The sequence below is a fragment of the Capnocytophaga sp. oral taxon 903 genome (assembly GCF_013394785.1).
Taxonomy (GTDB): domain Bacteria; phylum Bacteroidota; class Bacteroidia; order Flavobacteriales; family Flavobacteriaceae; genus Capnocytophaga; species Capnocytophaga ochracea.
The window spans coordinates 1,732,361-1,746,572 of sequence record NZ_JABXYW010000002.1 but is presented as its reverse complement, the minus strand read 5'-3'; the positions used below and the strand labels follow the sequence as shown (position 1 = coordinate 1,746,572).

The window sequence follows — 14,212 nt, the reverse complement described above, 5'->3', positions numbered from 1 at the left end:
TCAATTACTAACCACTATCTTACTCTTCCCATTACCTTCCTTCTGTACCACTACTTTCACAGCAATACGCTCTACCATCTCCTGCACGTGAGAGATAACTCCCACTTTCTTCCCTTGATTTTGCAAACTCTCTAAGGCATCTAAGGCTACTGAAAGTGTCTCAGAGTCTAAAGAACCAAACCCTTCGTCTATAAAGAGGGTCTCTACGTTCATTTTGGTAGATGAAAGAGACGAAAGTGCCAAAGCTAAAGCCAAAGACACCAAAAACGATTCTCCTCCGGAAAGTGAGTATACCGAGCGTACCTCAGCTCCCATATCATTGTCTATTACTTGCAGACTAAGAGAGTTGGGAATGCGTTGCAGGGTGTAGCGCCTATTGAGGTAGCGCATCTGCACATTAGCATATTGCAAGAGCATATCCAAAGTGTACTCCTGCGCGTATTTGCGAAACGCATTACCGGTACTACTCCCTATCAGGTCGTTGAGTAAGCTCCAACGATGAGCGAGTTTTTCCTTTTCTTCTTTGGCTGTGTGCAACTCAACTGCTATTGCTCGCTGTTGCTCATCATTTAAAAGCCGACTCTTTTGAGTGACTACCGTATCGCGCAAGGTATCTTCTTCTGCTGTCTGTTCAGCCAACTGCTGAACAATATCTTCTTCTGTAAGGTTGAGTGGTCTTTTTTCTTTTAGTGTTTCAAGCGCTTGCTGTTTTTCATTCGCAATGGTATTGTATTGTGCAATGCGGTCATTTAACGATTGAAGGGCTTGGCGCTCTGATTGTAGCCATTCGTGAGAACGATTCGCCCACTCTTGCATTTTCCCTCTTATATGCTCTATTTGAGCAGGCTTGTAGGCTGTAAGCCATTCTTCTATTTTGTGAGTTGCCTCGGCTATATGAGCTTGCGATTGCTGTTGTTGTGTCGCTAAGGTCTCTAAGGTTTTTTCGTTAGCCGTCATCTCTAATAAAATAGCGTTGTATTGCTGTTGCGTTTGCTCTGAAAGAGTTGTTAATCGTTCTAACTGCTGTTGGTAACTCTCTTCTATTACTTGAACCGATTTTCCTTCTAACAATCCCGCACGTTCTTCTTTCAGCATTTGCAATTGTGCTTGCTCTTTATCGATTGTCGTTGTCAATTCGGTGAGCTCTTGATGGAGTACTTGTTGTGAGGAGGCGAGCTCAGTGCGCTCTTGGGTGAGTTCAGCAAGGCGCTTTTTGTATTTCTCCACACAAGCCGAATGCGCTTCCCAGTCGGTTTTAGCAGTGGTAATTTGTTTTTGAAATTGCACAATATCGGTTTTCCAAAGGGTAAGCCAAGCGTCCGAAAGTTGCAAGCTCTGTAATTGCTGACTGTATTTTTGCCGTTGTTGCTCGTAATTTTCAGCGTCTTTCGTAAGGGTATTCAGCTCATCAGTAAGCGATTTGAGTCGGTTGAGGACTTCAAAAAGACGCTCGTTTTCCGCTAAAAGATGTTCTGTTTTTGCTATCTTATCCGTGATATATGCTTCTATTTTCACAGAAGGATAGGTCGTATAATACACTGATTGCGACAAGCGTTCGCTCTCTTGTTGCCATAAATCCGTACGCTCTGCGTTTTGTGCTGTCTGACTCTCTATACGCTTTTGCAGTTCTTTGAGCTCCGTTTCTTTGGTGATAACCTCTTTGGTAAGCGTTTCTAATTGTTTTTTAGCCGTTAGAAATTCTTGTTGCACTGTATCTATCAGGTGTTCAGCTACTGCCTTATGAGCATTGGGGTGGTGTACCGAACCACATACGGGGCAGGCTTCTCCTTCCACCAAATGTTCTCTCAAAAACGCTACATCTTTGGTATTTTCTATTTGTGCCCTTTGGTAAATGCGTTCCGCTGTATCACAAGCTATTTGGGTCGCTATCTTCTCAGCTTTCAAACGTTGCAATGTTTCCAATATTTGGCTTTGAGCGTTTTGCATCTCTTGTAAGAGCGCTTCTCCCTGAACTTTTGCGTCAGTGTATTGCTTGATATGTTTGGCAATCTCTCTATCCGCCTGATACACTTGCAAGGCGGTGAGATAAGCCTTCTGCTGTTTGGCAAGCGTCTCTATATCAGTTGAAGGGAGTGTCTGTATAGGGTATTGTGCTTTCAGCTCATTGAGTTGTTGTGTAAGGCGTGCTTCTGCTTGGCTATGGGCGGTTAGTTTTTCATTAAGTTGTTGCTGTTCTTCCACAAGCTGTTTGAGCCACAACGCATTGCGGTACAACTGCGCTTCATCAGGGTGAGTGTTGAGCCACTGCTCTTCTTGCTGAATGTAGCCCTCCCCTTTCTGTATGTGTTCAGTTACTTTTTCAAGCGACTCTTTTTTAGCTTGCAAAGCAGTCTCTTTCGCCTCTTGTTGTTGCTGTTTTTGCTCAAAAATTTGCGTCAGTTCTGCAAGTCGTACGTCCAATTCTTTTGCTTTGGCAATAACAGGTTTGGCAGTTTCATAAGCCTTTTTGGCAGTAGCCAAATCGTTTTCGGTTAGCAATTTTCGTTCGGATACCTTAGCCTTATCAGCTGTGAGCCGTTCTTTTTCAGTAGTAGCTTCCTTCAAATGTTGCTGAGCGGTTGCTAATAGTTCTTTTTCTCTTTGCTCGGTGAGGATATCCCCTTTTATAGCTTGTAATTGCTCTATGATAGCAAGCTCTCCAAAACGTTCCGCTTGCGAGGTTTTCTCTTGTTCGGCTTTTTCTTTATTGGCAACAGCCTCTTGCCATTGCTGAGTGTACAACTTCTGATTGTCAAACCACTGTTGTTGTTCTTTTAAAGAAGCGAGCGATGCTTGTAAGGTTTTCAACCTCTCTTCATCGGCTGTAAGTTGCTCGGTTAAGGCACTGCGTTCTTCTTCCGTTAAAAAAACAATGTTTTCAAGCTGTTTTTCTAAGAGTTGGAGTTCGTTTTTATGTTGCTTGTTGAGTTCGTACACTTGCTTAGAAATGCGTGTGTAAATCTCCGTACCTGTAAGTTTTTCTAAGATATCCGACCGCTTATCATCATTCGCTTTTAAGAACGACGTAAAGTCTCCTTGTGCCAAAATCACCGATTTGGTAAACTCGTCAAAAGTCAAACCTACACATTCCTTTATCTTTTCGAGCACCAATGTCTTGCGGTTCTCAGCAATCAGTTGGTTATCCGTCAGGCAAGTAAGTTGCAAAGTTTCAGGCTGAATTGCCCCCGAAAGTTTGTTATAGGCTCTGCGTACCTGCCATTCCGCTTCATAAGTCTTGCCGTCTACCGCCTGAAATACCACTTTGGCATAGCCCGAAATCGCCCCTTTGCGCAAGAGGTTCTTCACATTATTCACCTGCACCTCAGCCGAGCCGTCAGCAATAGCAACCGAGTTTTTTGTAGTTGCCAAGCGAGGGGTATCGTTGTAAAGCGCAAGGCAAATAGCATCTAAAATGGTAGATTTGCCTGCCCCTGTCGCTCCTGTAATAGCAAATAACCCCACCGATTTAAGGGGTTCAGCTTCCAAATTAAGCGTAAAGGGACCTTCTATAGAAGCGATATTATGAAGAGAGACCGAAAGTATTTTCATAAGAAAAAAAACCTCCGTGAGGAGGTTTTTAAAAGTTGCTATGTTATTTTTGGAACTTAGCGTATTTGTTTTTAAACTTATCAATACGTCCGGCTGTGTCGATAAGTTTAGATTTACCAGTGTAGTAAGGGTGCGAAGTGCGAGAAATCTCTAATTTTACTAATGGATACTCAACCCCTTCTACTTCAATAGTCTCTTTTGTTTCTACGGTAGACTTTGTGATGAAGATATCGTCGTTCGACATATCTTTGAAAGCCACCAAACGGTAAGATTCTGGGTGAATTTCTTTTTTCATTGCAATGCTAATTTTATTACGTAATTTTTTCAGGGCGCAAAGGTACAACTATTTTTCGAATTGACAAACTAAATAATTAAAATCTAAAACCTTAAAATATAATTCACTGATTATTAAACGCTCCAACAGCCTTTGTATAACAATCACCTAAGATTCATCAAAGTCTCAATTGTCGCTTTTGCATCGCATCTCCCCCTTTGAGGATAGCCAGCGAAAAGTTTTCACCATATTCCCTCCGTCATTCGTCACCCGTTCCTCGTCATTACACCCCCTCTCCTTGGGAGAAGTCTCCGAATAGGAGAGTATGTGAACGGGGTGAGGATTCTCTTTCTTTCGCCTCGAAACCCCGTTTTTAACATTTTTAGCGTTGTTGTATTATATTATGAATCAACTTTTTATATACCCTTTCTATACCAATCGTCCAAGATTCGTATAAGCTTCCTATAAGCTCTCTATAAGCTAACCCCACCCTCCTCATAGCCTTTTTTCACCAAAATCCCTCTCGACCCACTTCCGAACTATTCCGTTTTTTTCCGAAATCTCCTAATAGTTCCAACACATCGCTTTTGCGGTACACACTTTGCCAAAATTAATTGCCCGTCGTGCTACGACTGCCTGTGCGGCTCGCACCTTTGGCAAAGTTGAATAAACTGACAAACCCTCCGCTGGCGCGTTTCTTGTAGCTCGCACTCCATTTTCTCATTCTCTCATTTTCTAATTTGCTAATTCCCAAAAGTTATTTCACAAGACGTAGCCTTGATTTTGTTTAAATTTTGTTTAATTTCTGAGGCATAGCCTCATTCCTCTAACTCAAGCTCGCACCTCATTTTCTAATTTCCTAATTCTCTCATTTTCTAATTTTATAAATTATTTTGTATCTTTGCATCGTTTTGGCGCAGTATTTGATTAACAGCTATGAATTAAAAGTTAATAATAAAAGCCTTTGCGACTTTTAACTCTTAACTCTTATCTTTTAACTAATTATGATTCATATCGACGAAAAAATATATCTTTGGCTCATAGCGGTACTCATCCCGCTATTCATCATCTTTGTCCTTTCAATGCTTCGCAAACGTCGGTTGCAAAGACAATTTGCCTCCTCCCCTGCCCTTAGGCGTTTAGCTCCTGACCGTTCGCGATTCAAACTCTGGGTGAAATGGAGTGTCTTGGCAGTAGTGCTTGTGCTACTGAGCATCGCCCTTGCTAACCCCAAGATAGGTACAAAAATTGAAACCGTAAAACGCGAAGGGGTAGATATCGTCTTTGCTATTGATGTCTCTAAAAGTATGCTTGCCGAAGACGTAGCCCCCAATCGTTTGGAAAAGGCAAAACGCATCGCTTTCGAAACCATTAGTCAGCTAAAAGGCGACCGTGTAGGTATCGTAGCTTATGCAGCCAGCGCTTATCCTCAGCTCGCTCTCACTACCGACCATTCTGCCGCTAAGATGTTTCTACAAGGTATGAACACCGATATGCTTTCCTCTCAGGGAACTGCCATTCAGGAGGCAATACGTATGGCAAGCAACTATTTCGATGAAAATACTCCCACCGCGCGCTTGCTCTTCATCCTCACCGATGGCGAAGACCACGAAATGGGTGCTACCGAAATCGCTACCGAAGCACAAGAAAAAGGAGTACATATCTACACCATAGGTATTGGCACCGAAAAAGGCGCTCCTATCCCTATCAAAGAAGGAGGCGGACAAACGTATAAGCGCGACCGCAATGGTGAGGTGGTGATTACCAAACTCAACCGTGAGCTCTTGCAACAGATAGCCATCAATGCAGGAGGTGAATACCTCGACGGCGATAATACCCAAAAAGTAGTAAGCCAAATTAACAAAATATTAGACGGTACTGAAAAAAGTCAGTTCGATACCCAAAAGTTCGTAGATTTCAAAGACCAATTTCAGTGGTTTTTAGGCGGAGCTTTGCTCTTGCTCATCTTAGACCTCGCTATCTTTGAACGCAAAACTCAATGGGTAAAGAAATTGAATCTATTCAACGAAAAAGAAAAAGACAAATAGTGTGTCCTGAGCTTTGCCAAAGTTTGAAACTTTGGCAAAGTTGAAAACAAACAATCTACTATGAAAAACATTCTATACATAACATTATCCTTACTATCCCTCTCTGCTTATGCACAAACCAAAGCCGAAAAAGAGGCACAAAAAGCAATTGCTAACTCTAAAAAATATACCTACGAGGGCAACACCGCTCTCAAAGGCGATAAACCCGTACAAGCCGAAGTAGAATATCGCAAAGCAATAGCCGAAGATAAAAACAACGCTACTGCACAGTATAATCTCGGTACGATGTATTATCAACAAAAGAGTTACGACGAGGCTTTCTCCCGACTTAAAAACGCCTCAACCTCCGATAAGATAACTGAAGAAGAAAAACACAAGGCTTTCCATAATTTAGGCAATGCCTTTATGAAGAACAAAGAGTACGAAAAGGCGGTACTCTCTTATAAAGAAGCTTTGCGTCATAATCCTAAAGATGAAGAAACCCGTTACAATTTGGCAGTAGCCAAAGAAATGCTTAAACAAAACCCACCTCCACCTCAAAACAACAAAAACAATAAAGATAAAAACAACCAACAAAACCAAAACAATCAACAGAACCAGCAAAATCAGAATAATCAAAATAATCAACAGAACCAAAATAACCAGAATAAAAACCAAGATAACAAGAATAATCAGGACAACAAAGACAATAAAGATAATAAAAAAGATCAAGGCGATAAACAGGATAAAAACAAAGATAAGGGCGACGACCAAAAAGACCCTAACCAAAACAACCAGCAGAATAAAAACCAAAGCGGACAAGGACAAGGTGAACAACGTCCCTCTTCTCTTTCGCCACAACAAATGGAGCGTATCTTGGAGGCAATGAACAACGAAGAGCGCAAAACCCAAGAGAAAATTAACGCTCAAAAAGTAAAAGGTCAACGCGCTAAAACTGAAAAAGATTGGTAGTAGTAGGGGCGAATGGCTATTCGCTCTTTTAATAAGTAAAAGCTAAAATGAAATACAAGATAATATTCTTTATAACTTTCTTAATCCAAAGTCTCTATGCACAACAAGTAGAGTTCAAAGCCGAAGTGAGTAAAAATCAATTGGGGGCTAACGAACGCTTGCGCATAGAGTTCTCTATGAATAAAGACGGCGATAACTTTACTCCGCCTAACTTTCACGGTTTTACCATAGTAATGGGACCTTCGCAATCGGTTTCAAGATCGTGGATTAATGGAGTAAGTAGTTTCTCCAAAACTTATATTTACATTCTCCAACCTACTGCCAAAGGTAAGTTTACCATAGGACAAGCAAGTATAGAAATTGACGGTAGAACATATAAAACAAACCCCATAGCTATCACTGTTACCGAGGCAGTAAAAACTCCCTCAATAGACAGAAATACTAACGATATCGCACGTGAAAACCTATTCCTTCTTGCCGAAGTTTCAAAGCCCAACCCATACCTTAACGAAGCTGTAAGTGTGGTATATCGACTTTATGTAGGAGGAGAAATATCTCTTAGTAACCTGCGTTTGTTAGAAGTACCAAAATACCCTAACTTCTGGAGTCAAGATATACGTCTGCAAAATTATGAGGTAGAAAATTGCTCTTATCAAGGTCGTTCCTACCGTTGTATTGTAGTAAAAAGAATAGTGCTTTACCCTCAAAAAACAGGAGCTATCACTCTCGAACCTCTGTCTGTAGAAGCTATTATCAATGCTCCTACAGGACAACGAGACTTCTTTGGACGCCCTTTCTATGAAGAAATATCACGCAAAGTAAGTTCTGGTAGTCGTGTTTTAAACATAAAACCCTTACCTGAGGAAGGAAAACCCGAAAACTTCTCAGGAGCAGTCGGTAACTTCTCTTTTTCCGTAAATACTACTAAACATACACTCAAAGCTAATGAAAGTACTCAACTAAAAATAGAAGTATCAGGTAATGGCAATTTTAAACTGTTTGATTTACCTAAGCCTACTTTCCCATCATCGTTAGAAGTGTATGCTCCCGAACAAAAAGAAGACATCAACACTTCTCTTAACGGAATGAAAGGACGCTTAGAGCAAACCTATACTATCGTTCCTGAATACAAAGGAAAATATCCTATTTCAGGACTCTCTTTCTCGTATTTCAACCCTAATTCTCAGAAATATGAAACTGTAAAAACCGAAGATATTTGGATAGATGTAACCGAAGGCCCTACAGCCGAAAACCAGCCTAATGACACGGCTAATAGTAATAACATTCCTCTAAAACCAGAAGGTCTTCAAACCAATGCTGACCTTCAGCCAATGCACCAACCTGTATTCTTTGGTTCTACAGCTTACTATTTATGGTTGTTCTTGCCTTTGCTTCTTATCCCTATTGTACTTATCTGGTGGCATATCAAAATGCAAAGAGCCGGAGATATCGAAGGTAATAAAGTAAGAGTAGCCAATAGATTAGCGAAGAAATATCTAGGAGAAGCTAAACGTAAATTAGGTGATAAAGGTACCTTCTACGAAGCGTTAGAACGCGCCTTGCACAATTACTTAAAAGCTAAATTAAAAATTGAAACAGCTGAAATGAGCAAAGATAAAATCACTGAACTATTGCTCAGCCGAAAAGCTACTGAAGCTACCGTAGCTCAGTTTATGGCATTACTCGCTAATTGCGAAATGGCACGCTACTCTCAGCATCACACCGATGCTTCTATGGAAAAAGATTTTAGCGAGGCAGTACAAGTAATCTCTGCCCTCGACAAACAAGTGAAAAACAAGTAATAAAATGAAAAACAACATCATCATATCACTCTTGCTATTGCTCTCTTTCTCTGTTTTTTCTCAAACTAACGAAAATCCTTTCGAGAAAGCAACCCAATATTACGACCAAGGAGAGTACCAAAATGCAATTGACCAATACAAATCAATTTTGAAGTCTGGTAAAGAATCATCAGCTTTGTACTATAATTTAGCAAATACTTATTACAAACTGAATCACGTGCCTGAAAGTATCTATTATTATGAGAAAGCCCTCCAGCTAAACCCCAAAAACCAACAGGCTAAAAACGGACTCCTATTGGCAAACCAAATGAAGGTAGATGCTATTACACCCCTACCTAAAACTTGGTTACGCCAGCTCTCCGATGCTATTACAGGTTTGTTTAGCTTGCAAACGTGGGCAGTGCTCTCTATAATAGGAGTAATAGTATTTGTATTGAGTTTCTTTTGTTACTACTTTTTAGAACAAACTGCCCTCAAACGGCTCTTTTTCACCTTGATGTTCGTATCAGTAGCAGTAGCAGTAGGTACTTATTTCATCGCCGATTTTCATAAAAGGCAAGTAGACGGTGAAAAATATGCTATCTTATTCGATAAAACGGTACGGGTATTTTCTGAAGCCAATTCTTATAGCAATGAAGTAGTGCAGCTTCACGAAGGTACTAAAGTAGAAATTATAGAAAAGAATAATGACTGGATAAAAATTCGTTTAGCTAATGGAAAAATAGGGTGGACTAAAGAAAGTGCTTTAAAAGTACTATAATTAAAAAAATATAAATATAGACAATAAAAAAGACTACTTTATCAATAAAGTAGTCTTATTTTTTGTGCCTACGACTGGATTCGAACCAGCACGCCCTAACGAGCACCACCCCCTCAAGATGGCGAGTCTACCAATTTCTCCACGTAGGCTTACGCATTTGTGACCTGGCTGGGGCTCGAACCCAGGACCCCAACATTAAAAGTGTTGTGCTCTACCAACTGAGCTACCAAGTCCCTTAAAAATAAAAAAACAAATTGTATAACCCTTGTGACCTGGCTGGGGCTCGAACCCAGGACCCCAACATTAAAAGTGTTGTGCTCTACCAACTGAGCTACCAAGTCCCTTAAAAATAAAAAAACAAATTGTATAACCCTTGTGACCCGGCAGGGGATCGAACCCTGGACCCCAACATTAAGAGTGTCGTGCTCTACCAGCTGAGCTACCGAGTCATTATAACAATTCAGTGTCTTTATTGTTTTGCGGGTGCAAAGATATAACAAATTTCTTATGTAACAAGAAAAAAAGTATTATTTTTGCAGTTTATTTTTAGCATTACATTTCAAACATCTATTATACAATACCTTATATATGAAAATAATTTTACTTGGCTATATGGGAAGCGGTAAAACTACTCTTGGAGAAGCTATAGCTCACCTTAAAAACATTCCTTTTATTGACCTTGATTCTTATATTGCTGAAGGTGAAAACCTATCAGTACAAGAGATTTTTGGTAGTAAAGGAGAGATTTATTTTCGGAAAAAAGAAACTCTTTATTTAAAGGAGTTATTACAAAAAGAGGAAGACTTTATATTATCCTTAGGAGGGGGAACACCGTGCTTTGGCAATAATATGGCTTTAATAAAACAAGCTACTTCTTTATCTATTTATCTAAAATACCCACCTAAAATCTTAGCCAAACGTCTTATTAAAGAAAAACCGCATCGCCCTCTACTCTCTGAAATTAATGATACTGATTTAGAGGATTTCATTCGCAAACATCTGTTTGAACGCAACCCTTTTTATATGCAAGCTAACTATATTATCCCTATGGATAATCTTACTGAAGAAGAAAGTATAAATGAAATTGTAAAAATTCTACAACTCTAAGCTATATGAATTAGCAATTAACTACAAGAAAGAGAAAGGGGCTTCTGCAATAATCTTAATAGGCTCTTTCTTTACAGGATGAACAAAGCTCAGGCTATAAGCGTGAAGACAGATACCACCATCGGGATTGGAACGTTTAGCGCCGTACTTCAGGTCTCCTTTGATGTGCAATCCAATAGCAGCTAATTGCGCTCTTATCTGGTGATGACGCCCCGTAATAAGGTCGATTTCTAATAGGTAATAACGTTCATACGATTTCAATAACTTATAATGCAATACAGCTTTCTTGCTTTGCTGTATTTCTTTATTATATGCTACTGACTTGTTTTGCTTTTCATTACGCACCAACCAATGGGTAAGTGTATCTTCCTCGACAGGAGGTTTTGCATCTACTAACGCCCAATAGGTTTTCTGTACTTCCTGTTTGTTAGCAAACATCGTATTGAGGCGTGTGAGAGCTTTAGAAGTTTTGGCAAAGAGCACCACTCCCGTAGTAGGGCGATCTAAGCGATGTACTACCCCAAGGAATACTTCCCCAGGTTTGTTATATTTTTGTTTAAGGTATTGTTTGACAATATCGCTAAGCGGAGTGTCCCCCGTCTTGTCGCCCTGAACTATGTCGCCTACTCGCTTGTTTACGGCGATAACGTGATTGTCTTCGTAAAGCACGTCTACGTTTTCGGCGTTTGTGATAAGTTTCATAATGTCGTTTATTAGTGAAATAGAAAAAGCGCATTCCGTCGTAGAAAAGACCTAAGAGAAGAATGGCTACCGAAATGAGCAGAGTATATATTGAAAAACCTTGTTCAATATAAAAATACCCCGCACTAAATCCCCCTAGAAAGAAGAATGCAATGATAAAAAGTCTGAGACGAATGGTATTTCTCAAATGCGTGTGTTGCTGCTCGTAGTGATTACGATTAAGGTAAATTCTTTGGGCGAGTTCGATACCTAAATCGGTGAAGAGACCTGTAAGGTGAGTAGTACGCACTACCGAGTTAGAAATTTTAGTCACAAAAGCATTCTGCAAGCCCATTGCAAAGAGCAAGATACAAGCAGTAACATCGGCGGGAATGTCATTGGAAGAAAAAGCGTGTAACCCTACTACCGATAACAAAGCCAAACACTCCAAGAGTGTAGGCTTGAGATACTTGTTCTGAGTGCGATGATAATTAGCATTCTCGATGAGCAAGCCCGAAGTGAAGGAACCTATGAGGAAAGCAAAGATGTAAAGAAAGTAAATGAGCCCTTTCCAAAACTCAGCTACCGAGACGTCATAGATAAAATATGCAAAATGTCCCGTAACATTGGTGGTAAGTTTACCCACAAACAAAAAGCCGGTAACGTTCACCATTCCTGCAACAAATGAGAGTACTACGGCTATTTGTAGATTGTGTTTGGCGGTACGCTTTTTACCTTGATGACGGAACATTAATACTGTTCTTTTTCATTAGGAAAATCGACGCTTTTTACGTCTTCGATGTAATGCGATACGGCATTAGTAATCACTTCTTGCAAATTGGCATATTTGCGCAAGAAACGAGGCTGGAATTCATTGCTCATACCCAGCATATCCTGCATCACCAATACTTGTCCATCTACTGCACTACCAGCCCCAATCCCTATAATGGGAATATGCACACTCTTGGCTACTTCTTCAGCCAACGTAGCAGGTATTTTCTCTAATACAATAGCAAAACAACCCAATTGTTCTAATAACTTAGCATCTTCTTTGAGTTTTTGAGCTTCGGCTTCTTCTTTAGCACGCAAAGCGAATGAACCAAACTGGTGAATCGATTGAGGAGTGAGCCCCAAGTGTCCCATTACCGGAATGCCCGCATTTACAATGCGCTTGATGCTCTCGGCTTCCTCCTTACCTCCCTCCAATTTAATTGCGTGAGCCCCACTTTCTTTCATTATTCTAATAGCTGATCGCAACGCCTTTTTAGGGTCGGATTGGTAAGTACCAAAAGGCAAATCTACCACTATAAGGGCGCGATTCACCCCACGTACTACTGATGAGGCGTGATAAATCATTTGGTCTAAGGTGATAGGAAGGGTAGTTTCGTGACCTGCCATTACATTACTAGCGGAGTCGCCTACCAATAGCACATCGATACCGGCACTATCTAATAGTTTAGCAAATGTATAATCGTAGGCGGTAAGCATCGAAATCTTTTCGCCATTGGCTTTCATCTCTACTACTGATTTGGTAGTTACTCGTTTGTATTCTTTTCTAACTGCTGACATTTTGTTGTAGTTTAAAAATCGGGGGCAAAGATACGAATAATTGACAAATTAGCTAATTTGCGAATTCGCAAATTAGGAGAAATGGTATTTAGTCTACTCTTTTATAAACTATCCAATTGGTATAAACCATATTGTGTTTCTTTTCATTTGGATACTTATAATGCATAGAAAACCGTATTTTTAGAGTGGATTTATCAAAATAAAAGTTATTCAACTTTGCCAAAATTTAAAACTTTGGCAAAGTGCATACTGAAAATTAATTCTCGCGTATCTTTTCTATAATATACTCGTAATGAGTGTAGTGTTTTACAAAATCGAGGTCGGTTACATCAATGATAAGAGAATTCATAGCGGTATTCTTCTGTATGAAATCTAAATAGCCATAGTGTATCTTTTTGAGATAATCGGGGGAGATGTTTTGCTCATATGTTCTACCGCGCTTCTTGATGTTCTCAATAAGACGGTCGGTATTTTGATAGAGGAATACATACAAATCGGGTTTGATGATTTGGCTATAAAGAATGTAAAAAAGCTTACGGTACAACACAAATTCATCATCGGTAAGAGTTACCTTAGAAAAGATAAGTGATTTGAAGATATCATAATCGGAGACGACGAACTCCTTAAACAAGTCCATTTGTGCCAACTGCTCACACATTTGCTGGTAGCGTTCGGTAAGGAACGACATCTCTAACGTAAAACCGTATTGTTTGGGGTTCTCGTAGAATTTAGGCAAGAAAGGATTATCGGAAAACTGCTCTAAGATGAGCTTTGCATTGAAGTCTTCGGCTATTTTAGTTGCCAAAGTGGTCTTTCCAGAACCTATATTCCCCTCAATAGCAATATACTTATAATTCAAAAACGGTGATTTTTGTGCAGGAAAGGACAGCTGGTCGGTAAGACGTTGCACGGGTGAAGTATCATCGGTAGTGCGGAGGAGTTCGGCAACCGTTTTTTTGAGTACGGGGTGTACTTTGAGGTCGTCGATATTTGCTAAAGGTTTCAGCACAAACTTACGGCGGTGCAAAAGAGGATGAGGCACGGTGAGCACTTCAGTATTAATAATTCTATCGTCGTAGAAAAGAATATCGAGGTCGATAGTGCGCGATTGGTAGCCTTTGGACTGAGGCATACGCTCTCGCCCGAGTTCTTGTTCTATTTGCAAGAGCTGTACTAATACTTCCTCAGGTGATAGAAAGGTACGACATAGCAAGCAGGTGTTCAGGAAAGCTTCCCCCGAAAAACCCCAGGAGGGTGTTTCGTAAACAGGGGCTATATCGACAATAGTACCCACCCGCATCGCAATGCCTTCAATGGCTTGTTGCAGGTAGGCTTTACGATTTCCTAAGTTACTTCCTAATGATATGTAGACATCGTGGTTCAATTAACAATTGACAATTGACAATTAACAATTAACGAGCGCTATTCAACTTTGGCAAAGTATAGGACGCAAAAGCGACCTTTTTTCATT

Annotated in this window: 11 protein-coding genes and 4 tRNA genes; 5 read left to right on the top strand and 10 right to left on the bottom strand. The window is 40.2% G+C overall.

The window, feature by feature from the left end; translation table 11 throughout:
* Positions 1–3,549, bottom strand: a complete 3,549-nt coding sequence (locus tag HW279_RS07235; RefSeq protein ID WP_178958483.1) for an AAA family ATPase — start codon at positions 3,547–3,549, stop codon at positions 1–3.
* Between the two features lie 43 nt (positions 3,550–3,592).
* The gene (locus tag HW279_RS07230) at positions 3,593–3,844 is read right to left on the bottom strand and encodes a type B 50S ribosomal protein L31 (protein WP_002671135.1); all 252 of its coding nucleotides are present in this window, start codon (positions 3,842–3,844) and stop codon (positions 3,593–3,595) included.
* Positions 3,845–4,827: 983 nt separating this feature from the next.
* Between HW279_RS07230 and HW279_RS07225 the strand changes: the two genes are divergently transcribed.
* From HW279_RS07225 to HW279_RS07210, 4 genes are read left to right on the top strand one after another with little or no spacing between them, the layout of a single operon-like run.
* Positions 4,828–5,871 carry a VWA domain-containing protein gene (locus tag HW279_RS07225; protein ID WP_178958482.1) on the top strand — a complete coding sequence of 348 codons (1,044 nt, stop codon included), beginning with the start codon at positions 4,828–4,830 and terminating at the stop codon, positions 5,869–5,871.
* A gap of 60 nt (positions 5,872–5,931) precedes the next feature.
* The gene (locus HW279_RS07220) at positions 5,932–6,822 is read left to right on the top strand and encodes a tetratricopeptide repeat protein (protein ID WP_178958481.1); all 891 of its coding nucleotides are present in this window, start codon (positions 5,932–5,934) and stop codon (positions 6,820–6,822) included.
* A 47-nt stretch (positions 6,823–6,869) separates the two neighbouring features.
* On the top strand, positions 6,870–8,624 hold the full coding sequence (locus HW279_RS07215) for a BatD family protein (RefSeq protein ID WP_178958480.1): 1,755 nt from the start codon (positions 6,870–6,872) through the stop codon (positions 8,622–8,624).
* Between the two features lie 4 nt (positions 8,625–8,628).
* Complete coding sequence (locus HW279_RS07210) at positions 8,629–9,384, top strand: tetratricopeptide repeat protein (RefSeq protein ID WP_009420661.1); 756 nt, start codon at positions 8,629–8,631, stop codon at positions 9,382–9,384.
* A gap of 65 nt (positions 9,385–9,449) precedes the next feature.
* On the opposite strand, the gene HW279_RS07205 is transcribed toward HW279_RS07210, so the two are convergent.
* From HW279_RS07205 to HW279_RS07190, 4 genes are all read right to left on the bottom strand, one after another.
* A tRNA-Leu gene (locus HW279_RS07205) sits at positions 9,450–9,533 on the bottom strand.
* An 11-nt stretch (positions 9,534–9,544) separates the two neighbouring features.
* Positions 9,545–9,617: transfer RNA gene (locus HW279_RS07200), tRNA-Lys, on the bottom strand.
* Positions 9,618–9,652: 35 nt separating this feature from the next.
* A tRNA-Lys gene (locus tag HW279_RS07195) sits at positions 9,653–9,725 on the bottom strand.
* A gap of 35 nt (positions 9,726–9,760) precedes the next feature.
* A tRNA-Lys gene (locus tag HW279_RS07190) sits at positions 9,761–9,833 on the bottom strand.
* A gap of 139 nt (positions 9,834–9,972) precedes the next feature.
* Here HW279_RS07190 and HW279_RS07185 point away from each other — a divergent pair.
* Positions 9,973–10,491, top strand: coding sequence for a shikimate kinase (locus tag HW279_RS07185; protein WP_178958479.1), 519 nt, complete (start codon positions 9,973–9,975; stop codon positions 10,489–10,491).
* 21 nt (positions 10,492–10,512) lie between these two features.
* Here the strand turns inward: HW279_RS07185 and HW279_RS07180 are convergent, their stop codons facing one another.
* The 4 genes from HW279_RS07180 to folK form a co-directional block, all read right to left on the bottom strand.
* Positions 10,513–11,160: an RluA family pseudouridine synthase gene (locus HW279_RS07180; protein ID WP_178959039.1), complete on the bottom strand. Its 648-nt coding sequence runs from the start codon at positions 11,158–11,160 to the stop codon at positions 10,513–10,515.
* Positions 11,072–11,923: a YoaK family protein gene (locus HW279_RS07175; protein WP_048746670.1), complete on the bottom strand. Its 852-nt coding sequence runs from the start codon at positions 11,921–11,923 to the stop codon at positions 11,072–11,074. The genes HW279_RS07180 and HW279_RS07175 overlap by 89 nt, the downstream gene beginning before the upstream one ends.
* Entirely contained in the window at positions 11,923–12,741 is an 819-nt protein-coding gene (gene panB, locus HW279_RS07170) for a 3-methyl-2-oxobutanoate hydroxymethyltransferase (protein ID WP_009411723.1), read from the bottom strand. The genes HW279_RS07175 and panB overlap by 1 nt, the downstream gene beginning before the upstream one ends.
* Before the next feature lie 256 nt (positions 12,742–12,997).
* Positions 12,998–14,125, bottom strand: coding sequence for a 2-amino-4-hydroxy-6-hydroxymethyldihydropteridine diphosphokinase (gene folK / locus HW279_RS07165; protein ID WP_048746662.1), 1,128 nt, complete (start codon positions 14,123–14,125; stop codon positions 12,998–13,000).
* Between the last annotated feature and the right edge of the window lie 87 nt (positions 14,126–14,212).

Excerpts from the sequence above, each read along its gene's own strand:
- HW279_RS07235 (WP_178958483.1), bottom strand. The coding sequence starts at position 3,549 with ATGAAAATACTTTCGGTCTCTCTTCATAATATCGCTTCTATAGAAGGT.
- HW279_RS07230 (WP_002671135.1), bottom strand. The coding sequence starts at position 3,844 with ATGAAAAAAGAAATTCACCCAGAATCTTACCGTTTGGTGGCTTTCAAA.
- HW279_RS07225 (WP_178958482.1), top strand. The coding sequence starts at position 4,828 with ATGATTCATATCGACGAAAAAATATATCTTTGGCTCATAGCGGTACTC.
- HW279_RS07220 (WP_178958481.1), top strand. The coding sequence starts at position 5,932 with ATGAAAAACATTCTATACATAACATTATCCTTACTATCCCTCTCTGCT.
- HW279_RS07215 (WP_178958480.1), top strand. The coding sequence starts at position 6,870 with ATGAAATACAAGATAATATTCTTTATAACTTTCTTAATCCAAAGTCTC.
- HW279_RS07210 (WP_009420661.1), top strand. The coding sequence starts at position 8,629 with ATGAAAAACAACATCATCATATCACTCTTGCTATTGCTCTCTTTCTCT.
- HW279_RS07185 (WP_178958479.1), top strand. The coding sequence starts at position 9,973 with ATGAAAATAATTTTACTTGGCTATATGGGAAGCGGTAAAACTACTCTT.
- HW279_RS07175 (WP_048746670.1), bottom strand. The coding sequence starts at position 11,923 with ATGTTCCGTCATCAAGGTAAAAAGCGTACCGCCAAACACAATCTACAA.
- panB (WP_009411723.1), bottom strand. The coding sequence starts at position 12,741 with ATGTCAGCAGTTAGAAAAGAATACAAACGAGTAACTACCAAATCAGTA.